At 66.9% G+C, this 23,066-nt stretch carries 15 protein-coding genes; 7 read left to right on the top strand and 8 right to left on the bottom strand.

Annotation, left to right across the window (positions count from 1 at the left end; translation table 11 throughout):
• The first annotated feature begins 391 nt into the window (after positions 1 to 391).
• The gene (locus tag LGN17_RS20775) at positions 392 to 1,054 is read left to right on the top strand and encodes an ankyrin repeat domain-containing protein (RefSeq protein ID WP_226198440.1); all 663 of its coding nucleotides are present in this window, start codon (positions 392 to 394) and stop codon (positions 1,052 to 1,054) included.
• A 25-nt stretch (positions 1,055 to 1,079) separates the two neighbouring features.
• Here the strand turns inward: LGN17_RS20775 and shc are convergent, their stop codons facing one another.
• Entirely contained in the window at positions 1,080 to 3,134 is a 2,055-nt protein-coding gene (gene shc / locus LGN17_RS20770; protein WP_226198439.1) for a squalene--hopene cyclase, read from the bottom strand.
• Between the two features lie 52 nt (positions 3,135 to 3,186).
• On the opposite strand from shc, the gene LGN17_RS20765 reads away from it, so the two are divergent.
• Positions 3,187 to 3,888, top strand: coding sequence for a TetR/AcrR family transcriptional regulator (locus LGN17_RS20765; protein WP_226198438.1), 702 nt, complete (start codon positions 3,187 to 3,189; stop codon positions 3,886 to 3,888).
• 50 nt (positions 3,889 to 3,938) lie between these two features.
• Here LGN17_RS20765 and LGN17_RS20760 read toward each other — a convergent pair whose 3' ends face one another.
• On the bottom strand, positions 3,939 to 4,208 hold the full coding sequence (locus LGN17_RS20760; protein WP_226198437.1) for a hypothetical protein: 270 nt from the start codon (positions 4,206 to 4,208) through the stop codon (positions 3,939 to 3,941).
• Between the two features lie 83 nt (positions 4,209 to 4,291).
• On the opposite strand from LGN17_RS20760, the gene LGN17_RS20755 reads away from it, so the two are divergent.
• Together LGN17_RS20755 and LGN17_RS20750 are read left to right on the top strand one after the other, a co-directional pair.
• Positions 4,292 to 4,735: a GNAT family N-acetyltransferase gene (locus tag LGN17_RS20755; protein WP_226198436.1), complete on the top strand. Its 444-nt coding sequence runs from the start codon at positions 4,292 to 4,294 to the stop codon at positions 4,733 to 4,735.
• A complete protein-coding gene (locus LGN17_RS20750) occupies positions 4,732 to 4,971 on the top strand; it encodes a hypothetical protein (RefSeq protein WP_226198435.1) in 240 nt (79 codons plus the stop codon). Before LGN17_RS20755 ends, LGN17_RS20750 begins: the two co-directional genes overlap by 4 nt.
• Before the next feature lie 82 nt (positions 4,972 to 5,053).
• On the opposite strand, the gene LGN17_RS20745 is transcribed toward LGN17_RS20750, so the two are convergent.
• On the bottom strand, positions 5,054 to 6,802 hold the full coding sequence (locus LGN17_RS20745; RefSeq protein ID WP_226198434.1) for a cholesterol oxidase substrate-binding domain-containing protein: 1,749 nt from the start codon (positions 6,800 to 6,802) through the stop codon (positions 5,054 to 5,056).
• A gap of 3 nt (positions 6,803 to 6,805) precedes the next feature.
• On the opposite strand from LGN17_RS20745, the gene LGN17_RS20740 reads away from it, so the two are divergent.
• The 3 genes from LGN17_RS20740 to LGN17_RS20730 all read left to right on the top strand — a co-directional run bounded on the left by LGN17_RS20740 (position 6,806) and on the right by LGN17_RS20730 (position 9,232).
• Positions 6,806 to 6,982, top strand: a complete 177-nt coding sequence (locus tag LGN17_RS20740) for a hypothetical protein (RefSeq protein ID WP_226198433.1) — start codon at positions 6,806 to 6,808, stop codon at positions 6,980 to 6,982.
• A gap of 740 nt (positions 6,983 to 7,722) precedes the next feature.
• A complete protein-coding gene (locus LGN17_RS20735; RefSeq protein ID WP_226198432.1) occupies positions 7,723 to 8,145 on the top strand; it encodes a hypothetical protein in 423 nt (140 codons plus the stop codon).
• Between the two features lie 265 nt (positions 8,146 to 8,410).
• Positions 8,411 to 9,232 (top strand): helix-turn-helix domain-containing protein, encoded by an 822-nt coding sequence (locus LGN17_RS20730; protein ID WP_226198431.1) that lies wholly within the window; start codon positions 8,411 to 8,413, stop codon positions 9,230 to 9,232.
• 298 nt (positions 9,233 to 9,530) lie between these two features.
• On the opposite strand, the gene LGN17_RS20725 is transcribed toward LGN17_RS20730, so the two are convergent.
• From LGN17_RS20725 to LGN17_RS20705, 5 genes are all read right to left on the bottom strand, one after another.
• Positions 9,531 to 10,430: a helix-turn-helix transcriptional regulator gene (locus LGN17_RS20725; protein ID WP_226198430.1), complete on the bottom strand. Its 900-nt coding sequence runs from the start codon at positions 10,428 to 10,430 to the stop codon at positions 9,531 to 9,533.
• Positions 10,431 to 10,633: 203 nt separating this feature from the next.
• A complete protein-coding gene (locus LGN17_RS20720; protein WP_226198429.1) occupies positions 10,634 to 12,337 on the bottom strand; it encodes a cyclic peptide export ABC transporter in 1,704 nt (567 codons plus the stop codon).
• A 16-nt stretch (positions 12,338 to 12,353) separates the two neighbouring features.
• The gene (locus LGN17_RS20715) at positions 12,354 to 12,890 is read right to left on the bottom strand and encodes a hypothetical protein (protein WP_226198428.1); all 537 of its coding nucleotides are present in this window, start codon (positions 12,888 to 12,890) and stop codon (positions 12,354 to 12,356) included.
• The gene (locus tag LGN17_RS20710; protein WP_226198427.1) at positions 12,890 to 13,546 is read right to left on the bottom strand and encodes a glycosyltransferase family 25 protein; all 657 of its coding nucleotides are present in this window, start codon (positions 13,544 to 13,546) and stop codon (positions 12,890 to 12,892) included. The genes LGN17_RS20715 and LGN17_RS20710 overlap by 1 nt, the downstream gene beginning before the upstream one ends.
• Positions 13,543 to 23,058, bottom strand: coding sequence for a non-ribosomal peptide synthetase (locus LGN17_RS20705; RefSeq protein WP_226198426.1), 9,516 nt, complete (start codon positions 23,056 to 23,058; stop codon positions 13,543 to 13,545). The genes LGN17_RS20710 and LGN17_RS20705 overlap by 4 nt, the downstream gene beginning before the upstream one ends.
• Between the last annotated feature and the right edge of the window lie 8 nt (positions 23,059 to 23,066).

Raw genomic sequence — 23,066 nt, 5'->3', positions numbered from 1 at the left:
ACAAGCCGGCCGTTCCACCTGGCCGGCTCTCCCCAAAAAAACCGATACCTGTATCGGCACGCTTCTGCAAAACGAAATACGTGCATCGCATCCCCTGGGCAGAATCCGGGCCGATCTCCGGGGCGTGTCCGGATAGTCCAGTCAGGGGGGAACATGCGGAAGACCACTCGCGCGCGGCTGCTTTGGGGGCTGCTCTTGGCCGGCGCGCTCGGCGCGTGCGGCGGCAACATGGATGGCGCGGGCGCGGCAGGCGCGTCGGCTCGGCATCGAATCACGCCGCCAGCTTCTGAACCTGCTGCTGGATCATGGCGTGCTCGATGCGTCGTCTATCCGAAGAGGTATTGCGTGATCGCGCTACGATAGCGCTGGCGCGAAACTCGAGGAGAGCCGATTGAGCATCACATGGGATGGGATCACGGGCGCCGACGTGCTCGACGAAGCCGAGGTCGCGCGCCGGCACGCGTTGGCCGATGCGGCGCGCAACGGCGACTGGGCGACGATGCTGGAACTCGTGGCGAAACAGCCGGGGCTCGTCAACGCGACGCGGCTGGGCGGCACGTCGCGCTATACGCCGCTGCATCAGGCGGCCTGCGGCGGCGCACCGAAAGAGGTTGTCGTCGAGCTGTTGCAGCTCGGCGCGTGGCGCATGCTGCGCGATGCACATGGCGCGCGCCCGGTCGATCTTGCCGAGCAGCGCGGGCATCGACATCTCGTCGATCTGCTGACGCCGCAGCCGCGGCGCTTCGTACCCGACGAAACGCTGCGCGACATCCAGCGCCACTTCCACGAGATGATTCTCGGCCGCATCGCACACTTGCGCGTCGACGCGCTGCGCCTGCCCGAACTCGAACCGCTGCTTGAACTCGACGCGCAGGCCGCACGCATGTGGTTCGCGGTGCCGGGCATGTACGGCGGATTCGGCTATGCGCTGCGCAACGACGGCGCCGCGGCCGTGCTCGTGTCCGAAAGCTGGAGCCGCGTGGCCGGGGGCTCGGGCCAGCGGCACGAGATCACGGCGCAGGGTTGTACGCTCGTCGACGAGGGCTTCGTGTGACGGCCTTGCGCCGCCACGTGAGCGCTCAGGCGACCGCCGTGTCCGGTGCGGCGACCGCCGCCGCACCGCGCGCGGCCGACGCCCGCGCCGCCGCTGCGCCCACCAGCCGCCGATAGCGCGCGAGCGCCCACAGCGGGAAGTACGCGGTATAGCCGTGATACTTCAGGTAGAAGATGCGCGGAAAGCCCGGCGCGTTGTGCGAGCGGTGCCACCAGAAGCCGTCTTCCTGCTGGACCGACTGCAGATACGCGATGCCGCGCTTCACCGAATCGGATTCGCAGTCGCCGAACGCCATCTGCGCGAGCAGCGCCCACGCGGTGAAGTTCGACGTGCTCTCGCCGCCATTGGTGCCGCCCAGCTTCGGGTCGATGTAGCTGTCGTTCGTCTCGCCCCAGCCGCCGTCCGCATGCTGCCGTGAGCGCAGCCATTCGATCGCGCGTTGGATATACGGCTGCGACTTGTCCTCGCCGGCGAGCGCGAGGCCGGCCAGCACGCTCCACGTACCGTAGATGTAGTTCGTGCCCCAGCGGCCCCACCAGCTGCCGTCGGGCTGCTGCGTGCGCTTCACGTAGTCGATGCAGCGCGCGAGCGATGCGCGTTCGTCCGCGCGTTTCGTCACGCCGAAGCACAGCAGCACGCGGCCCGACACGTCCTCGGTCGGCGGATCGAGCAGCGCGCCGTGATCGGCGAACGGGATCGCGTTCAGGTACATGCGGTCGCAGTTGGCGTCGAACGCCGCGAAGCCGCCGTTGCGCGATTGCAGCCCGCGCATCCAGTCGAGCGCGCGCGCGACGCGCGGCGCATACGGGTTCGTGCCGTCCGCGTTGCAGTGCGTGCGGCCGCGGCGATCGAGCATCGCGGTGACGACCGCCGTGTCGTCGATGTCGGGGTAATACGGGTTCGCGTACTGGAACGCCCATCCGCCCGGCTGGACGCCGGCCGGCGCGTTCTCGATCCAGTCGCCGCGCAGGTCGTTCACCTGGCGTTCGGCCAGCCAGTCATATGCGCGCGCGATGCGCTCGTCGAGTGCGCGCCGTGCGTCGCCGGGCTCGCCGTCTTCCGCCACCGCCACGCCGCGCGCCTGCTCGAGCGCCATCGTGCTCCACGCGGTATCCCACACCGGCGACAGGCACGGCTGGCAATACACGCTGCCGTCGGGCCGCGTGACCAGCAGCTTTTCCAGCGCATCGTCGCAGTCGCGGCGATGCGGGTGATCGTCCGGGTAGCCGAGTACCTGCATCATTTGATTGGCATACACGATCGGCGGGAAGATGCCGCCGAGCCCGTCCTCGCCGTTCATGCGCTCCGCGCACCACGCCTCGGCATGGCGGATCGCGCGCTGCCGCAGGCCCTTCGGCATCAGCGGCTCGACATGACGCACCGTGCGGTCGAGCGCGAGGAACAGCTTGCGCATGCCGCGCGCGGGCGGGAAGTAGTGACGTTCCTCGTCCGGCGGCGTGACGAACAGCTCGCGGATCGAGACGTTGCGCGGATTGCGGGCGCGCGCCTTCAGCGAACACAGCACGAGCAGCGGCACCATCGTCGTGCGCGCCCAGTACGCGACCTTGTACATCGAGATCGGCACCCACTTCGGGAACAGCACGAATTCGACCGGCATGAACGGCGTCGCGCGCCACGGCACCTGGCCGAACGTCGCGAGCAGGATGCGCGTGAACACGTTCGAGCGAGCCGCGCCGCCGAGTTTCAGGATCGCGTCGCGGGCGCGGATCATGTGCGGCGCATGCTCGCTGTCGCCGGCCGCCTTCAGCGCGAAGTACGCCTTCACGCTGCACGACACGTCCGGATCGCCGTCGACGTACAGGGCCCAGCCGCCGTGCGTGTCGAGCCGCTGGTTCGCGCGCAGGTAGCGCGCCATCTTCTCCTGGCGGATGTCGTCGATCTTGTCCATGAAATGCATCATCAGGATGTATTCCGCGGTGATCGTCGCATCGGATTCGAGTTCGAAACACCAGCTGCCGTCGGGCTGCTGGAGACGCACGAGGGCGTCGCGTCCGCGGGCGATGGCGGTATCGAGCGCGGACCAGGGGGAGGGGGTGGATGTCGTCATGCGGCGGATCATACCATCCGGCCGGAATGTTTATATCGAGACGCCGGGTGCTACCATCCGCACCATGAAAAAACACCTCGAACCTGCGCCGCACGCTGCGTCCGCGCCCGCCGAACCGGCTGGAACGGCCGGTGCGCGGGCGCCTGAGGCATCGTCGGCGCCGGCTGTCGCCACCGCCGGCGTGCGTCGAAAAAAAGCGCCCGATCAGGTGCGCGCGCAGTTGCTGGCGGCCGCATCGGAGATCGCGACACATCACGGCGTGGCCGCGTTGACGCTCGACGCGGTGGCCGAGCGCGCCGGCGTGACGAAGGGCGCGCTGCAATATCACTTCGCGAACAAGCAGGGGTTGCTGGATGCGCTGTTCGGTCAGGCGACCGAGCGGTTCGCCGCGCAGATGGCCGCGCGGGTGGCGGCGGATGCCGACGGCGGCGGTGCGGCGGCGCGGGCGTACGTGCATGCGGTGCTCGACGAGTCGCATCCGGCTGCGAGCACCGATGTGCTGCGCGTGCTGGTTGCGTCGATGATTACCGACCAGGACACGCGCGAGCGATGGTCGGTGCCGATGCGCGAATGGACGCGGCCCGACCCGGTGCCGCTCGAGCAGGCCGCGACCTTGATGATTTGCCGGCTCGCCGCCGACGGGCTGTGGATCTCGAAACTGCTCGACAGCATCGAGGTGTCGGCCGAGTTGCGCGCGGAGATCGTCCGGCAACTCGACGCGATGAGCCGCGGCGTGTTTCCGAAGGGGCGCGACGGCGCTGTGTGATGCATGCGTCGCGGCGTCTGGCCGTCCTGGCGAGCGTGCGAGTGCCGGCATCACGGCGCGCGTCGATGTCGGCGGCACTGGCTGGACGAAGCCTCAGCGGTGTCGCACCGTACCGCATCGGCCAACGCCTCGCCGATCGCGTGCTGAACGACGGCCGGGTTTTCCAACAGATAGAAGTGCCCACCGTCGAACTCGCGGAAGCCGACCGTGTGCTGCGACGCGCGCAACCAGTCACGCTGCCCGGCGGGGCTCAGCAACGTGTCGTCGTGCCGCGCGGTCATCACACGGCTGGGCGCGACGATGAACCACAGCTGGGACACCGAGCGCTTCGTCGCCGACGTGATGGAGAGCCTGCCAGGCTGTGCCGGCCCGGCAACCACAACTGCCGCGAGGTAAGCGAATCATGAAGATTATCGTACGTGACGCCGTGGCCGCCGATACGCTGGCCCTGCGCGAGCTGTTCCTGCGCTCGCGCCGCGAGACCTTCGTCTGGCAGCCGGCCGGCGCGTTCCAGCTGGCCGACTTCGAGGCCCAGACGGAAGGCGAGCGGCTGAGGGTCGCCGAGGACGACGGCGGGCGACTCGCCGGCTTCGTGTCGGTCTGGGAGCCCGACCACTTCATCCACCACCTGCACGTGCACCGGCCGTACCACCGGAGCGGCGTCGGCCGGGCGCTGCTGCGCGCGCTGCCGGGCTGGCCGGCCACGCGTTACCGGCTCAAGTGCCTGCGCGCCAACGCGCCGGCGCTGGCGTTCTATGCCGCGTGCGGCTTCGTCGAGATCGGCTGCGGCAGTGCGGAAGACGGCGAGTACCTGCTGCTCGAGTCCGGCGGCAACGACGGCCAATGACCGTCCACCTGCGGGACCGCATGCTGCTCGGCGTCGTCGTGTCGGTGCTGGAGAGCGACTGGCCGGTGGTGCTGAAGGCGCTCGTGCCGATGCATGGCGCGACCTGGGCGTTCGGCCTGTTCCGCACGCTGATGCTCGTCGTCAAGGGCGCGGGCGGCTGGGTGTCGTATCGCGTGATGAAGCATTGCGCCGCCCGGCCGGCGCTCGCCGTGACGCTGCCGTTCGCCACGTCCTGAATGACCTTGAACCTGTCTGGTTCGCGCACGGTCATCGTGATCCGTCCGGTGAAGCCGTGGCGGGCGGCTTGCGCCGGTAGCGCTACGGCATCAGCCGGTCGAGCAGCGGCGACCGGAAGATCCGGTACGGATCGTAGCGTTCGAGGGTCGCGCGCGCCGTATCCCAGTTGCTCGACGCCGGCTGGCCTTCACGATGCAGGTTCGGAATCGTGGTGGTGAGCATCGTGTCGTCTTGCCAGGCGGCCGCGTCGGTATAGGCCCAGCCCTTCGACCATTCCGGGCGCACCGTCGCGTACGAGCCGGTGTAGTTCGCGAGCATCCATTGCTCGATCTCGCGATAGAAGCGATCGGCGGCCGGCGTGCCCGGCAACGTCAGGATGTCGAACCACACGGCGGTATCCCATTCCGGCCGGTCGGGGCGCGGCTTGAGCGCGGACAAGGCCGGCACGACCGCGCCCGCGCCGGCATCGGCCGGCTTGTCGAGACCGGTGACACGGATCTCGACGGGGCCGTTCATCGGATACTCGCCGCGCGCCTTGTACGTGTCGACGCGGTTCTGATAGAACTGCACGAACTCGCTGATCACGCGCTGCACGTCGGCGCGCCGCGCCAGTACCGCGTAGCCGTTCGCGGTGACGCGCAGCGTCGTCGGTCGAATGTACTGCAGCACGGTGCGCGACCAGCCCCAGATGTCCCCGCTGAGCGTGAGTGCGAGACCGGCCGTCGTGATGGCCAGCTGCGTCTGGCCGAACAGCGGCGTCAATCCGCCTTCGCCGCCGATCACGATCCGCTTGACGAGATCCGAGATGGACTGCGAGATCGAATCGGAGAACGGATAGTTGTACGGCTGCGTGACGGCGCGCGACAGGAACGGCTTGCTGGGCGTCGGCGTCCAGACCTTGAGCCACGGTTTGGTCGTAAACGGGAACCAGATGGCTTCCACCCGGCCCGAGGCGTCGAGAAACGACGCGATCGTGCGGCCCGTCGCGCCGGCCGGCGCAAACAGTTCGGATGCCGGAATGTCGACGTAGCTCTGGCAGCGTAGCCGCTGGTTCGGGCCTGCCGTCAGCGTGACTTCGACGATGAACGCGCGCCCGATGTGCGCGAGGAACGCGCCGATCTCGGGATCGCTGCGCTCGAACCGGCGCAGCACGTATTGCTGCCGGGCCGGATCGAACACGACCGCGGTGAGCGCGACCACGAGATTGCTCAGCGAGCCGTAGGTCTGGCCCGGTTGCAAGGTTTCACCGGCCGCCGGCACCGCGGTGCCGTGCGCATCGATCGCGAGCGCGCCGCCGAGCGTGATGTCGCCCGGTGCGGGCGCGGCAATCACGCCGAGGCCATATTGCTCGAGCGTCGCGAGCAGCGACTCCAGCGAGACGCCCGTCTGGGCGGTGACGCGCGCCGGACGCGCCGTCGTGTCGACGGAGACGGCCGTCAGCGACTTCGTCGTATCGAGCAGCACGAGGTTCGCGGCGCCGGCGCTCGGGTCCAGCGTCAGCGGCGACCAGTTGTGCATGTAGCCGCGCGGGCGTATCCGGTAGCCGTTTGCGCGCGCCCAGTTGACCGTCGCGACGACGTCGTCGGCGGAGCGCGGCGCGGCGGTCCATGCGTCCTGCACGGCGATTTCGCCGCTCCAGTTCTGGAACGCCTGCTTGTAAAGCGGGATGTCGGCCGGGAAGCCGGGCGGGGTGTCGCCGGCCGTCCGCGCATGCGCCGCAATCTGATAGAGCGGGGTCCAGCCGGTGACGATGCCGGCCGCCGCGAGCTTCGCCATGTCGGCCAGGAAGGCGCGACGCGGCGCAGGTTCGTCTCGGAAGTCGTGACTCATGGTGTGCTCCAATTGTTCGGAATTGTTTTGCAGATTGGAAAGACGACAAATGACGCGTTGAGACTCGTGTGGCAATTCGAGCAGGCGCGGCGCGTGGAAAGCGTTGCGCGTTGGCAGGCCGGGATTGAAAAAGACGGTGCGTTCGGCAATGCGCGGCCGCGCATCCCCATGGGTGTCTAAAAGGAAATCGAAAAACCGCCGGGCAATTTCTTCAATTGACCGTCGGCCCGTTCTGGCGGCAAGCAGATAGGGAGATTCGACGAAATCGCGTGTGGCGAAGCGCTAGCCGAGGCGATCGATAAAAAATGATTTCACGTGAATATTAATTCCCATGTTTCGGTTTTTTAAATAAACCAGGCCGATGTTCAAAATTGATTGACGATATGTCATGTATTTCGGTCGAAAGCCTAGCAATTTATCTGTCGGGTAGCAAGCGGCTGGGTTGGCGAATTTCCGATTACTTAATATGGAAATTTCATGACGAGAGGTGGCATCGCCCTTTGTGGATATTTTGCAACGCCGGTGTCGATGGCAAGCTGTCATAGGCTGGAGGCGGAAATTATGCTTTGCCGCCGCGCGAATTGAATCGATCGTTGAGCGAATCGAAATAACGTCCGGTAGACAATATTTGAAGCCAGCTCGGTGAGCGGGTGGGTATGGTGAAATTCGGAAATTCTTTGATCGAATAAGGCGCCCGGATGAAAATCCGTGGTATGCGTCGCTTGGGTGATTGTTGCAAAAGTTCGTGGTAAACAGATTTTGGTTTATCCGCGCATTCATAATCATGCCAATGGGTGGCGTGTGGATTGAGCGATTTCCGGTTCGCGAGCGGCGTGATTTAAAAATAGATGTCAGGTTAACCGCAAATGTCTTAAATCGTCGCTATCATACGCGGCTGGGATATACATGGATAAAATTCAATGGAAAGAATCGTTGCGCTTTTTGATCGCGATTTTTCGTTGAATTCGCCGGGCACGCGCCCACTCCGGGGCGGCGCCGGGTTTTCCAATTCAGGTATTCAGCACGTCCGGCGGCGACGCGTTTTCATTCAGCAACGCGCATCGCTTGAAATGGACGTTTCAACCTGTTGCGGCTTCGCCAGTCATGATCGTCCATCAATGCGACGCCGACCGCATCGCGCCGTCCAATACGGAGGAAACATCGTGCCTGTTTCACGCTTGTCATCGGATCGCTCGATCGTCGGTGCCGAGGCGGCACTCGCCGCGCCTGAAGATCGTTCGCACACGCACTGCGTCTTACGGATCGCGGGCTATGGATGCTCGCCCGACGGCCCGCGCCACGTTGCCGAGCCATTCGACGCGCGCTGGCGCGTTCGCGAATGAGGTGCCGACGCATTGGGCCCGCAGCCGACCGTTGAGTGCGGCGCGGCCACCGTCCCCGCATGCGATCTCGCATCGGGCTGAACAGGGAACGGCGCGCCGTCGTTTCGCGTGAGCCGAACGCATCGGCACGCGATGGCGGCGGCGCGTGGCCCGCCGAAGAAGGCGCGCGACGCAGCGCGGCCAGACGCGTGCCGCGCAAACCGTGCCGGCTCGCCCGCGCCGGCGTTGCGCCACGTCGTCAAGCACGCACAACAAGGAGAATCAGATGTTCGCGAAGCTCGGGAAGGTGATTTCGAGCGCCGGCAGTGAGCGCTTCGCATCCGACATGCATGCATTGCTGGTCGAATCGATTCCGCTCGCGATCACCCGGATGACCGAATGGACGCTCGATGAGCCGGCGGGCGAAGTCGTCCGCGTCCAGTCGCTCGGCGCGTTCGGCGCGCCGGGCGGCGACGGGCGCGGCGCGCCGGCCGCGCACGACGCGCGGGAACCGGCCGCGCATCCGCCGTTGAACCGGATCCTGGCGGCCTGCGACCGGCAGCTCATTCATATCAATCCGCTGATGCGGAGCGGCAATGGCGGCGAAGTCGCGCCGCCACGCGGGCCGGGCGGCGGATTTCAGTGCCATCTCGTGTCGGGCAAGGCGAATCGCCGCTACGTGATCTCGCTGCATCGCACGGCATCGCATCGCGACTTCTCGTTGCAGGAGATGTCGTTCCTGAAGAATTTCGCCGATACGCTGCTGCCGCTCGTCGAGTGGCATGCGTCGACGCGTCGGCACGGCGAGCTTGAATGCGCGACGGCGCCCGGTGCGGCGGCAGGCATGCCCGGCGTCGAGGCGCTGCGCCACGAGTTCGAATCGCGGCTCGCGCGCGCCGGGGTTGCGCTGTCGGCACGTGAAAACGAAGTGTGCCTCGGCCTGCTCGCGGGCAAGATGCTGCGCGAAATGGCCGGCGAGCTCGGTGTGAAGGAGAGTACGGTCGAGACGTACATCAAGCGCGCCGCGGTGAAGCTCGGCATCAGCGGCCGGCACGGGCTCACGAAATGGATGATCGACGATTCCGTGCCGCGCGCGTCGGCGGCCTGACGCCGTCACACCGTCGACGCACGACGAACACCGCCGGCCGACGTGCCGGGACGGCTGACGCGCGCGCCCGCGCCGACGCTCGTCGTAGCGGGCGATGACGACGATGTCACCGGGTGTGGCCGCCCGAGCTGCGTCGCCGGCCGGATTGCCGGCGTGCGACTCGAGGTGGAGGCCGGCGGCAGCCGTCCCCTGTTGTTTCGTGCGTCGCCTGCGTCGGCATTGCGCGCGCTGAAGTGCCTGGCGTGCCGCACCTGACGCACGCCATGCCGCCACGCATGCGCGTTCGGGCAGCGGGCCGTCAGGTTCCGATGCGCGGCGGCGCGTAGTCGCGCCGCACGCTTCTCGCGCCGTCCCGGCCGGCTTCCGTCGCGGCTCCGGCCGTCTCGTCGAGCATCCAGCGCGTCAGGCCATGACGCCCGCCGAAGCCCAGCTTGACGGCTGCCCGCTTCAGGTAGGTCTCGACGGTGCTTTCGCGCAGCGCGAAACGTGCGGCGATGGCGGGCACCGTGTCGCCGGCCAGCAGTGCCGTGCAGGCCTCGATCTCGCGCGTCGACAGCTTGACGCCGGCTTGCCGCAGCCGGTCGGCGAACCGCCGCGCCACGCGCTCCCGGCCCGATTGCGTCGCCGGCGGCACGGCGGTGATCATACGGGCGGCCGGTGCAGCCGAATCGCGCGCCGCGACATGGCTCGCGACGATCGGAAACAGCACGTGCGAGAGTTCCTTGAGGAAGGTCCGCTCCAGCGGCGAGAAATCGTCGAACGTACTCGTGCGATACAACGAGATCACGTAACAGTAGCCCCGCTTGCGGGTCACGAGGTGGAATTGCGCGCAACGCGGCGACACGATCGCCGCCTGCATGAGGACGAAACGGTCGAGCTGCGCGTGGATCGGGTCGTGGCCGGCGAGCGTGTCGTCGACGTGCAGGCGGCTCGCAGCCGGGTGCGGCGGCATCTGCGGCCCGCAACAGGCAGCGGCCGGGTCGGCCTTCGCGAGCGCCGCACCGACCGCGCCGACCGCACCGAGGCTGCGCACCCCGGGGTTGCCGTCGGGCGCGGCGTCGACCGCAAGCTCCGAAATGCGGATCTCGTCGACGGGGACCGCCGCGGAGATCAGGTTGTACATCATTCGGGGGAAACGTCGGCTGCCGCTGCTCGAGATCGCTTCGCCGACGTGTGCGAACAATCTGCTGAACTCCATGAAAGGATTCCTGATGAGACGTTGAAGCTGCGCTTGTGCGCATGGATGCCGACATGATTTAAACACCCGCCCGCGCACGCGTCTGTAACGGATTGCCGGGACAGCCGCAGCATCGCCGGTCGCCGAATCCGGTACGGCGCGCGGCGGCTGTTCCGCCCGTCGGCGACAGACCGCGCGCACCGTGTCCGCATCCGGATCGCCGCTCATCCGGCAGCTTCCGCCCGGGCGTCGCACAGGGCCGTATCGGAGAAGATGCGGCCGCTATCCAGGCGAATGACCCGATCCGCCAGCTTGAAATACTGATCGTCGTGGGTAATGATGACGACGCATTTCCCGCGGGATTTCAGATCGGGTACCAGCACTTCATAGAAAAATCGCTTGAAGACCGGATCCTGATCGGCGGCCCATTCGTCCAGGATATAGATCGGACGATCCTCGATGTACGCGCAAAGCAACGCCAGGCGCTTGCGTTGCCCGGTCGACAAGGCCCGGGTTGTCGAGAACGTCCGGCCGGAAATCTCGATCTTGTCCGCCAGTTTCAGGGTTTCGAGGTATTTCCGCGCAAGCTCGATGCTTTCGTTGCCCCGATCCGGTCCTATGATGCGATTGAACAAATGGAAATCGGTGAAGACGGCGGAAAACAGGTTTCGGTAGCGTTCCCTGGCAGCGTCGTCAATGACTTTTCCATCGAGGGAAATGGTGCCGCCGGTAGGCGCATAGAGGCCGCTGAGCACCTTGCCCAACGTGCTCTTGCCGCTGCCGTTTCCGCCGATGACATAGACAAGCTCCCCCGCATGAATCGTCATGTTGATCGGGCCGAGCACGAAGTCGACCGATGACGCGTTGTCACGGTAGTTCATCGTCACCTCGTTCAACTCGATGACCTTCCATGACTTCGTCGTTGGGGATTCCACGGTGCCCGGAGAGGGCGGCTCCTTGCGTGAATCCTGCGTGTCGTCGATCAGGAAACCGAATTCAGCCAGCCTGGCGAGCGCGGTCTTGCCTTCGGCCACCACCGGCAGGATATTGATCAGCATGGTCAAGGGCCCCATCATGTAGAGCACGGCCAGAATGCTCGCCGTGAGTACGGACGGGTCCACGACGCCGAGCGAAGGCACGCCGAACAGCAGGCATCCGAGCAGGACCGCTACCGTGATCTGGCCGATGCTGTCGCCGCTCATGAACCAGAAGCGTTCGATGTAATTGAAGCCTGCCACGCGCTTCGACGACAACTCGATCGCGGCCCGGGTAAACCAGCGTCGCCTGGCCCGGTTGAGCTTGAGCTCCTTGATTCCGAACACGAGGCCATGGGTATATTCGTTGAACTGGACGAATTCATCGCGAACCCGCTCTGTGAAATTGACCGCCTTTCGATAGAAAAACAGATAAAGCACCAGGCCGACGAGGGTCAGGATGATCGTCGAAGCGAACACGATCCAGGAGAGGTAGGCGAGATAGGCGATGCTGCAGATCAGGACGACCGATTGAACGATGATCGTCGGGATGGTGAGCAGGGTCTGGCTCAGTTGCGGAATGTCTTGCGTCAGCATGGTCAGGACATTGGGGGCGCCGCGCCGGTCGATTTCATCCAGCGGGGTCGCCAGGATCCTTTTGCACAGGTTGACGCGCAATCGCGTCATGACTTTCATGCAGGCATAGGAGGGCATCACGGCAGCGCAGCTCCTGCAGACCACCGCGACGACATTCACCGCAATGAAGATCAGCAACAGCGTCTGTCGATCGTCCGGGTCACGCAGCACGGTGCTGATCAACCCGACGCCCACGATCGACGCGACGCCGCTGACGAGGCCCGTCAGGACCGTGCCCAGCGTCAGCCAGGGATGACTGCGCCACATCAGGGTGACGGCGGAATGCCATGGCGGCGATTTGCTTTGAGCGGAATCCATGAGTGGCCAGTAGGTCTCAGTTGATCAGGTGGCTGAGTTCGACGTTTCGTGCCGCTGATCTCAACCTCGACGAGGTTTCGTGCTTGCCCAGGAACGTGATGCTTTTCACGATTTCCAGCGGCGAATCGGAAAACAGGATGCAGCACTTCAGCAGGCGCTGCGCACGATCCCAGCCGACGCCGTCCGCCGAATCGGCCACGCTGCGCAACGCGGCCTCGACCGAGGCGGCCGTCCAGTTTTCGTTCCCTGTCAGCCGCGCATCGACCTGCCGAAGAAATTGCAGGAGCGTGCGGGGATTGCTTTCGATGCTGTACATGAGGATGTAATCGATTCGCACTTTCTTCGTGATCAACGGAAAAATCAGGTCGATCACGCCGGCAGCCGATTCGCATTTCCCATAAGCCAGTGAAATCGCGTCGCCGAGCTTGCAGTCCCGGTGAAGCGCATTCAGCGCGGCCTGTACGAACGCCGCTTCGGGGTCAACGGGGGTGATTTGCATGAGGGTCAATGGCCTGTCGAGTGAGGGATCGCGGCGAGCACGGGCCGCAGGCATTACCAGCCGTCCGGAATGGGCATCGAATAGGTCAGCGGCTTTTCCGGCATCACTTCGTCCATGATGTCGGAGTAGCCGGACTCCTGTCCGACCAGGTTCGGCTCGAAGCAGTAGCAATTGAAGGTCTGCTGCAGGACGAGGTTGTTACGGTCGTTGATCGCCGGCGGGTTTTCGTTGATCGCGATGAACGCGTCGTACAGCGAGTCCCGGACGACGTACGCGTGCGCGGTGAGCGTCTCCACGGCCTTGACGATGTTCGGCGCGACGGGAATGGGCGGCGTGAAGTGATACGCGCCCAGGAACAGCATGTGCCAGTCGTCCGGCACTTGCGCGATGAACTCGGGAAAGCGCGCGGCGAAATCGGCGTCGAAGAACGCGTCGTCCTCGAAGATCAGGACTTCGCTCGCGCCGGCGGCCTGGGCCTGTTTCACGGCGGCGAGATGGCTCATCGTGCAGCCGTAGTCCTGCGGACGCATATGGCTCAACGATTCCGGCACGCTCACCAGCCTGGCATCGACGGCGGACAGCCGTTCCACCGTGCGGATGTTCTGCTCTGCGAATTTTCGTTGCATCGCGTCCCAGCGGTCGGGGCGCCGGTCCAGGTTGATGCAGACCTTGCGGGCGAAAGTGTTGTCGATCGTCGGCGTTGTTTTCATGAGGGCAGTTTTTCCAGAAACGAATTGACATGGGCGGCGAGGACGCCGGCATGCGGATCGAGCAGCATGGTCAGGTGGTCGCCGGGGACGTCCGTCACCGCGACGGGGAGCGCCGAGAAGCGTGACCATCCCCAGCTCGGGTCCAGGCGAAGCTGCGCGATCTCGGCAGACGGCGCGTAGTCGCCGGGATCGCGTTCGGTGCTGCGGAACAACGCGATCGGCACGGGCAGCGGGGTGGCTTGCGGCGCGTAGTGCGACTTGAAGTTGGCCTGGTAGACGCGCAGGTAGGCGCGCAGGCGGTCGGATCCGGCGTCCGCGAACCAGTTGCCGCGGTCGCCGATCCGCTCGAGGATCAGGCCGGCCTGGGCGTCGGGATCGAGATCGACGAGGTCGGCTCGCGTCACCTGGAGGTCGGTCCCGAGGAAGGTGCCGATTTCATGGGCGATCGCGACCAGCCATTCGGTGTCGTCCCAGTCCTGCCAGTAAGCGGCGGCCGGGCTGTCGATGGGCGCGGACGCGTCGAAGATCGCCAGCAGTTTCACGTCGGCGCCCTTGTCGACAAGTTGCCGGCTCATTTCGAGCGCCACCTGCGCGCCGAACGAGTGGCCCGCCAGGTAGTACGGACCAGCGCCCACCCGCGGCCAGATGCGCTCGATATGACGGGCCGCGATGTCTTCCACGCGGGTGAGCGGCGCGCACGAGCCGTCGAGGCCGAGCGCCTCCAGCCCGTAGATCGCGTGGGCGCCGCTCAGGTGGTGCGCGAGCGGGTGGAAGTAGACCACGTTCCCGCCGGCGCCCGGCAGAAGGAAGAGCGGCGCGGCCGGGCCGCCGTCGCGAATCGGCACGAGTCCGCCGGCGGGCGCGGACGGTTCTTTCGTGGCCAGCGCCGCCGCCAGTTTCTCGATGGTCGGATTCTCGAACAGGCAGGAAATCGGCAGCCGGCGATCGAACGCCTTCTCGACATTGGCCATCAGCTGGATCGCGATGATCGAGTGGCCGCCGAGGTCGAAATAGTTGTCGCTGATCTTGATGTCGTCTCTTTTGAAGATCCGCCGCCAGATCTCCAGCAACGTGCTTTCGTCCGCCGTAGGCGCGACGGCGCATGCCGCCGCGGCCGCCCCGGCTGCTGCTGCGATTGCCGGCCCGGGCTCGCCGCGCGGTGCGCTCGGCAAGCCGCCGGCGGCCGGCGGATCGGCGAGCTCGCCGGTGCGCCGGGTCGGGTCGTCGGCGAATCGTTCCAGCAACGTGCGGAGGGTGCCGAGCATCTGCCGCACGACATCCGGCGCAACGCGGTGTGCATCGTGCGAAATGTGGAAACCGATGCGCTCGTTCGGGTGCACGGTCAGGGTCAGCGGGTAATTCGATTCCGCGAACGCGCGGGTGTCGAGGATCTCGATGTCGTCCGGCCCGAGATCGGGGGCGGCGGCCACCGGGAAGTTCTCGAAGACCAGCAGGCTGTCGAACAGACTGTCGCGGGCGGGCACGTCGCTCCACGACTGGATATCGACCAGCGAGCTGTACGAATGCGGCTCCATCGCCGTCTGGGCGGCGTGGACCTCCGCCAGCCATTCGATGAACGGGCGCTCCGGCGCGATACGCAAGCGCAGCGGCAGCGTGTTGATGAACAGCCCCACGATCGACTCGACGCCGTCGAGCATCGGCGGGCGGCCGGACACGGTGACGCCGAAGACGACGTCATCCGTGCCGGCGTGGCGCCGCAGCACCAACGCCCAGGCCGCGCGGATCAGGACGTTGAGCGTGACGCGATGCGCACGCGTCAGCGCTTGCAGCCGCGCGGTCAGGGTTTCGTCCAGCAGGAATTGCTGCGTCCTGCGCTTGTCCTCGCGCGCGGCGTCGCCGGCGATCTGCCGGGCCGGACTGGCCGCGATCGGCGTGGCGGCATGGAAGCCGGCCAGTTCGGCGCGCCACCAGGTTTCGTCGGCCGAGCGGGGATGACGCGCGAGCCAGTCGATGTACGCGCGGTAGCCCGGCGCCGACGCTGCGACCGCGGGCGCGCCGGTGCGGGCGAGCGACAGGTAGTCGGCGAACACCTCCTTCATCAGGGTCGCGGTGCTCCAGCCGTCGAGGATGATGTGGTGCGCGCTCCAGCAGAAGCGATGGCGCGTGTCCGTTTCCTGGATCAGCGTGCAGCGGAACAGCGGCGCCCGCTGAAGATCGAAGCCGCGCTTGCGGTCGTCGGCGAGGAACGCATCGAAGTCCTGCGCGCGGCGTGACGCATCGCGGTGCCGCCAGTCGAGCACGGTCCACGACAGCTCGACCGTGCGCAGCACGGTCTGGACCGGATGATCGCGATTGGCCCACGCGAACGCGGTGCGCAGCACGCCGTGGCGCGCGAGCGCATTGGCCCACGCCTGCCGGAGCGCCGGCACCTGGAGCGGGCCGCTGACGACAAAGCTGAACTGCTGGAAATAGGCGGCAGGATCCAGGTCGTACAGCGAATGGAACAGGATGCCCTGCTGCAGCGACGAAAGCGGGTAGCTGTCCTCGATGTCGTCCCATGCGGTGTCGGGGACCGACGCCGCGAAGTCGAGCAATCGATCCTTGAAGTGCGCGGCCAGGTTCTCGACCGTCTGCCGCCGGTGGAGCCGCTCGCCGTAGCGCCAGTCCACCTGAAGCTTGCCGTCGACGACAGCCGCGACGATCTCGAATGCGTGCGTGCGCTGCGACTTCCCGGCGCGCAGCGAGCCGAGATCTTCGGCCGCCGGGCGCCAGCCATCGGATTGCCGCAACACGGTATCGAGCTGCCCGTGATAGTTGAAGAGGATATCGGCCTTCGGCAACGCGGCGAGACTGTCGCGCACGGCGGCGTCGGGGCTCAGGTAGCGGAGCAGCGAATAACCGAGACCGTCGGCCGGAATCCGGCGCAACTGCTGCCGCGCGGCACGCAGCGCGTCCTCCGGCGTGTGCATCGCGTCGGCGTCGAGCACGACGGGGTAGATGGACGTGAACCAGCCCACCGTCCGGGTGAGGTCGAGCGGCGCATCCGACACGTGGCGGCCGTGACTCTCGAGATCGATCCGGGTGCGGGTGTTGCCCGTGACCATGCTGCAGGCTTGCGCGAGCGCGACGAGCAGGACGTCGTTGATGCGGGTGTCGTAGGCCCGTGGCAGCCGGCGTAGCAACGCGGTGGTGGCGGCTTCGTCCAGTTCGAATGAAACGGATGACGCGTCGCCGACCGCGTTGTTGGCCCTGTTGTTGGCGCCGTGGTTGGCCGCACCCGCGGCCGGATAGTCGACCGGAATCGGCTCGACCGGCTGCGCAAGGAGGGCTTGCCACAGTCGGGCTTCGTCGCCGATCGCGGGCGACCGGGCCAGTTGCTGCAGATGCAACGCCCATTCGCGGAACGAAGTGGTCTTCTCGGGCAACGGCCGGCCGTGGTAAGCGGCATGCAAGTCCTCGAGGAGCACGCGCCACGACACGCCGTCCACCGCCAGGTGATGGACCGACACGAACAGGCGGGCGAGCGGCTCGTCGGCCAGGCAGAAGAGCCGGGCCGCGAGCAACGGGCCGTGCGAGATGTCGATGCCGCGCTCCGCGTCGGCGGCGGCGGCGCGCATCGCCGCCAGGCGCTCGTCGGCGTCGCCGGCGATCACCTGTTTCGCAAAGAGCGCCGGCATCTCGCCGGCGGCGACGACTTGCTGGGTCCATCCGTCCGCACCGTGCGAGAAACGCAGTCGCAACGCGTCGTGATGTTCGTAGACTTGCCGGAACGCGTCGGCGAGCCTCGACGCATCGATATCCGCCGGCACCTGGATCAGGACCGTTTGATTGTAGTGCGACGGCGCATCGATCTCCTGTTCGAAGAACCAGTGCTGCACCGGAGTGAGCGGCGCATCGCCCAGCGGGCTCACGGTTGGCGCGTGCGCCGCCCGCTCCTCGGGTGCGGCGGCCAGCTGCGCGATCGTCTGATACTGGAACAGCTGCTTCGCCGTCACGCGCAGCCCCGCCTGGTTGGCGCGCGCGATCACCTGGATGCTCAGGATGGAGTCGCCGCCGAGTTCGAAGAAATTGTCGTGGATGCCGACGGAAGGCAGTTGCAGCACGTCTTGCCAGATCGACGCCAGCAGGATTTCCCGGGGCGTGACGGCGGGCGCGTGCGGCTGGGGCGCGTCGACCGCATCCGCCGGAAGCGGCAGCGCCTTGCGGTTGATCTTGCCGTTGGGCAGCATCGGCAAGGACGCGAGCGCGACGAACTGCGACGGCACCATGTAGTCGGCGAGCTTGCCGCTCAGGAAGCCGCGCAGATCGGCGATATCCGGCGCCGCGGTCGCGACATAGGCGATCAGGAAGGTTCGGGCTCCTTCGGTTCTCGCGATCACGACGCAGTCGTCGACCGACGGATGCGCGCGCAGCGCCGCCTCGATTTCGCCGGGTTCGATGCGCAGGCCGCGCAGCTTGATCTGGTGATCGATGCGGCCGAGGAACGCGATATTGCCGTCGGGGCGGTAGCGCGCCAGATCGCCGGTGCGGTAGAGGCGCGCGTGCGGGTCGGAGGAGAACGGATCGGCGATGAACTTTTCGGCGCTCAGTTCGGGTTCGCCATGGTAGCCGCGCCCGACCGGCGTGCCGCCGATCAGCAATTCGCCGGGCACGCCGACCGGCACGGGCTGCATCTGCGCATCCACGATGTAGAGGCGGGTGTTGGCGATGGGCCTGCCGATCGGGACGATGCGGTGCGGGTCGTCGCGCCGGCATTCCCACGCGCTCACGTCGACGGCGGCCTCGGTGGGGCCGTAGAGGTTGTAGAGCTTGACGTCCAGGCGCTCGAGGCAGCGCTGCTGCAGGTCATGGGGCAGCGCCTCGCCGCTGCACACGACGCGACGCAGCGACGCGCAGTGCGCGTCGAGGTCCGGATGGTCGAGGAACGCGCGCAGCATCGACGGCACGAAGTGGATCGTGGTGATCCGTTCGCGCTCGATGAGATCGACGAGGTAGTCGGTCTCGCGCTGGCCGCCTGGGCGGGCGAACACCAGGCGCGCGCCGGTGACGAGCGGCCAGAAGAGTTCCCAGACCGAGACGTCGAAGCTGAACGGGGTTTTCTGCAGCACGGCATCGTCGGCGTCGAGCGCGTAGGCGTGCTGCATCCAGAGGATGCGGTTGGTGATGGCGCGATGGGTGTTGAGCGCGCCCTTGGGCCGGCCGGTCGACCCGGACGTGTAGATCATGTAGGCGAGGTTGTCGCCGTTCAGCGCGGGTGCGGGGTTGGACACGGGCGCGGCGTCGAGGTCGAGTGCGTCGGTATCGACGGCGATCACGCGGGCGTCGGTGTCGGGCAGCGCGGCGAGCAGGTGCTGCTGGGTGAGGAGCCAGCGCAACTGCGCGTGGTCGATCATGAAGCGCACGCGCTCGGCGGGGTAGTCGGGGTCGACGGGGACGTAGGCGCCGCCGGCCTTGAGGATCGCGAGCAGTGCGACGCTCATGTGGAGCGAGCGCTCCATGGCGACGCCGACGAGCGCATCGGGGCCGACGCCGAGTTCGATGAGACGGTGGGCGAGGCGGTTGGCGCGCAGGTTGAGTTCGGCGTAGGTGAGCGAGACGTCGTCGAAGACGGCGGCGACGGCATCCGGCGTGCGCTCGACCTGTTGTTCGAACAAGCGATGCAACGGCAGCGCGGCGGCCTCGCCGAAATCCATGTCGGTCCGGTTCCACTCGACGGTCAGCAAGTGCCGCTCCGCGTCGCTCGACAGCGGCAGCGTGCCGAGCGGCCGGTCCGGATCGGCGATCACGGCGTCGATGAGCGTACGGAAGTGTTCCGCCATGCGCTCGATCGTGGCGGTGTCGAACAGGTCCAGGTTGTATTCCAGCGAGCCCGCGAGGCCGTCGTCGGCATCCTGGACATGGAGCGTGAGGTCGAACTTCGCGGTATGGGTCTCCACCGATACCGGCGTGGCCACCAGGCCGGGGAAGCTCACCGCCTGGGGCTGCGCTTTCTCGTACGCGAACACGACCTGGAAAACCGGCGTGCGGCTCAGGTTGCGTTCGAGTTCGAGCGCGTCCACCACCTGCTCGAACGGAATCTCCTGTCGGCTGTAGCCGTCCAGCGCGACGCGCTTCACGCGCGCGAGCAGTTCGCCGAAGGTCGGATTGCCCGACAGGTCCACGCGCAGCGCGAGCATGTTCGCGAAGAAGCCGATCAGCGGCTCGGTCATGCTGGAGCGCCGATTGGCGATCGGGGAGCCGATGACGAGATCCTGCTGGTTGCTGTATCGCGACAGCAGCAGCGCATACGCGGCGAGCACGACCATGAACGTGCTGGTGCCGGACGCGCGCGCAATCGCGCGCAGCCCGTCGGCGCGTGCGCCGCTCAACCGGAACGGCAGGACTGCGCCGCGGAACTGCTGGATGGCGGGCCGGGGGCGGTCGGTGGGCAGTTCGATCAGGTCCGGCGCGTCCGCCAGCGCGGCGCTCAGCAGCGCCAGTTCCCGATGCGTGTCGGCGGACGCCAGGCGCTCGTGCTGCCACACCGCGTAGTCCGCGTACTGGACGGCCAGTTCCGGCAGCGGCCGGCCGGCATAGAGCGCGGCCAGTTCGCCGATGAGGATGCCTGACGACCATGCATCGGAAACGATGTGATGCATCACGATGCCGAAGACGTGCAGGCGTTCATGGACGCGGTACAGCACGACGCGATAGAGCGGCCCGGCGGCGAGATCGAACGGGCGGTCGGCTTGCGCCGCGAGCAGCGCGAGCGTGTCGGATTCGTCGGCGACGTCGACGACGTCGAGCGCGACCGGCGCCGGCGGCGCGATGCGTTGAACCCCGCGGCCGTCGACGGTGGGGAACGTCGTGCGCAGGATCTCGTGACGCCGGCTGATCTCGGACACGGCACCCCGCAGGCGCGCGATGTCCAGTTCGCCGTCGAAGCGCAGCGCGCTCGAGATGTTGTAGGTGGCCGACGGGCCTTCCAGCTGCGCGAGGAACCACAGCCGCTGCTGCGGAAACGACAGCGGCAGGTCGTTCGCGCGCGAGCGGGGCAGGATGTGGCCGGCCGTCGAACCGGCGCGGGGCGACGACGCTTCGATCAGGTCGGACACCGCGCTGATGGTCTGGAGTTCGAAGATCGCGTCGATGCCGATCTCGACGGCGAAGCTGCTCCAGATCCGCGAGACCAGCTGCATGGCCTGCAGCGAATCGCCGCCGTAGTCGAAGAAGCGGCCGGTGAGGTCGACGGCCGGATTGTCGAGCACGTCGCGCCAGATGCGCACCAGCTCGAGCTGGATCGGCGTGGCGTCGAGGCGGGCGGCGTCGGGCGCGGCGGCGGGTTCCAGGGCCAGGAGCGCCGGGCGATCCAGCTTGCCGTTCGCGTTGAGCGGGAATTCGGCGATCGGGACGATGTCGGACGGGACCATGTAGTCCGGCAGCTTCGCGGCCAGATAGGCCCGAAGGTCCGGCACGCTCAGGTTCGCGGCGCCCTTGACGTAGGCCGCCAGCTTGCGCACCCCGTGGGCGGATTCGCGCACCATGACCGCCGCGCCGACGACATCCTCGTGCGCGGCGATCGCGGCCTCGATCTCGCCGAGTTCGATACGGTGCCCGCGGATCTTGACCTGGTGGTCGACGCGTCCGTAGCACTGGATACGTCCGTCGGGCAGCCACCGGCCGATGTCGCCGGTGCGATAGATGCGCGCTTCGCCGGGAAACGGATGCTCGACGAATTTCGCGGCGGTGACGTCGGGCCGCTGGTGGTAGCCGCGCGCAAGGCCGGCGCCGGCGAGGCAGATTTCCCCGGGCACGCCGAGCGGAACCGGCCGCAGCGCGTCGTCGAGCATGTACACGCGGGTGTTGGCGATGGGCCGGCCGATCAGCACCGTGGACGGCGCGTCCTCGACGCGCTCGACGATGCAGCCGACCGTCGCCTCGGTGGGGCCGTACTCGTTGTAGATGTCGATCGCGGGATCGATCTTGCGCAGCGTGGCGATGTGCTGGGGCGTCAGCTCCTCGCCGCCGACGATCACCTTGCGCACGCCGGAGCGTGGCAGGTTCATGTATTCCAGCAGGTGAATGTGAGTGGGCGTGAGCTTGAGGGTGTCGACGCCGCTGCCGGGCTGGAACATCCGGGCCAGGATGGTGTCGATGCTTTCCGACTGCGGATAGATGCGCAGCGTCTTGCCGCGCACCAGCGGGCAGAAGATGTTGGTGAGCGTGAAATCGAAGCACAGCGAGCTGTACAGGCCGAAACTGCCGGTCGTGCCGTCCGGAAAGTAATACCCGGCGGCCCACGCGATGTAGTGGGCCAGGTTCCGGTGTTCGAGCAGGCAGCCCTTGGGCTTCCCGGTCGAGCCGGACGTGTAGAGCACGTAGGCCAGGTGCGCCGGTTCGGCACGGTACGGCGGGTTGTCCGGCAGCGGCGTCCAGCCGGGGAGTTCCTGGTCCAGCAGCAGCGTCGCGCCGGAGAATTCATACCACTGCGCGAGCTGGCTCGATTGGGTCACCAGCAGCGACAGGCCGGTGTCGCCGAGGATGTGGTTGATCCGTTCGGCCGGATACGCCGGGTCCAGCGGAACGAACGCCGCCCCCGCCTTCAATATGCCGAGAATCGCGACGATCATCCATTCGGAACGGTCGAGCATGATGCCGACCAGCGATTCCGGCCCGACGCCGTGGTGTTCGCGCAATTGATGCGCGAGGCTGTTGGCGCGGGCGTTCAGCTCGGCGTAGGTCATCAGCGAACTGTCGGTGACCAGGGCCGGCGCCGCCGGCGTGCGGGCGACCTGCGCTTCGAACATGTCGACGACCGTCGGGTGGCTGGGGCCGACCGTCGCGGTTGCGTTGAAGGCGGCCAGCAGCGGGCGCTCTTCCGGCGGGGCCGCTTCGATGTCGCCGACGAGCGCGTCGAGGTGTTCGAAGGCCTCCAGCACCACGCCCAGGCTGCCGGCGAAACCGTCGATGATGAAAGGCTCGATGGCCCCGCTATAGCGGAGCTCGATTTCGCCGCGCGCGAGCCGTAGATGCAACTGCAGGTCGTCGTCCCGGCCGGTCGGCGCGTGGTGCACCCGATCGTCCGCCAGCGCGACTTTCGTGAGCTGCGCGAGATCCATGTCCTTTTCGTTGCGCACGAGCGTCTCAAGCGGGAATTGAGGCTCGGCGTAGCTGTCTTCGACGATCCCGGCCACGCGCGCCAGGTAGTCCTCGATGCGCTCGTCGGGACGGACCTCGATGATCAGCGGAACGGTGGCGGCCTGGGCCGGCGCGTGCTCGGCCAGCACCGGCGTGCCGAGCACCGTGACCGGGATCCGGAAGTATTTCCAGAGCAGGAGCGCAATGCCCGCCGCCGTGACGGCGAATTCGGCGAGCTCGCCGTCGCCGATGTGCCGCAACAGGTCGAGCGACGCGGGCGTGAGCCGCACCGTGCGGGACAGCGGGCCCGGTTGCCGACTCGGGGCGTGCGGCGCGATCCGGTAGACGCCGGCAACCTGGGAAAGGCTGTCGCGCCAGAACTGCGCGATGTGCGCATAGCGATGGTCGGTGACCAGCACGTTATTGTTTTGCACTGAAAACT

Source organism: Burkholderia sp. AU30280, assembly GCF_020420125.1.
Lineage (GTDB): Bacteria > Pseudomonadota > Gammaproteobacteria > Burkholderiales > Burkholderiaceae > Burkholderia.
Note: the sequence above shows the minus strand (reverse complement) of the source record. Positions and strands in the feature narration are given on the sequence as shown.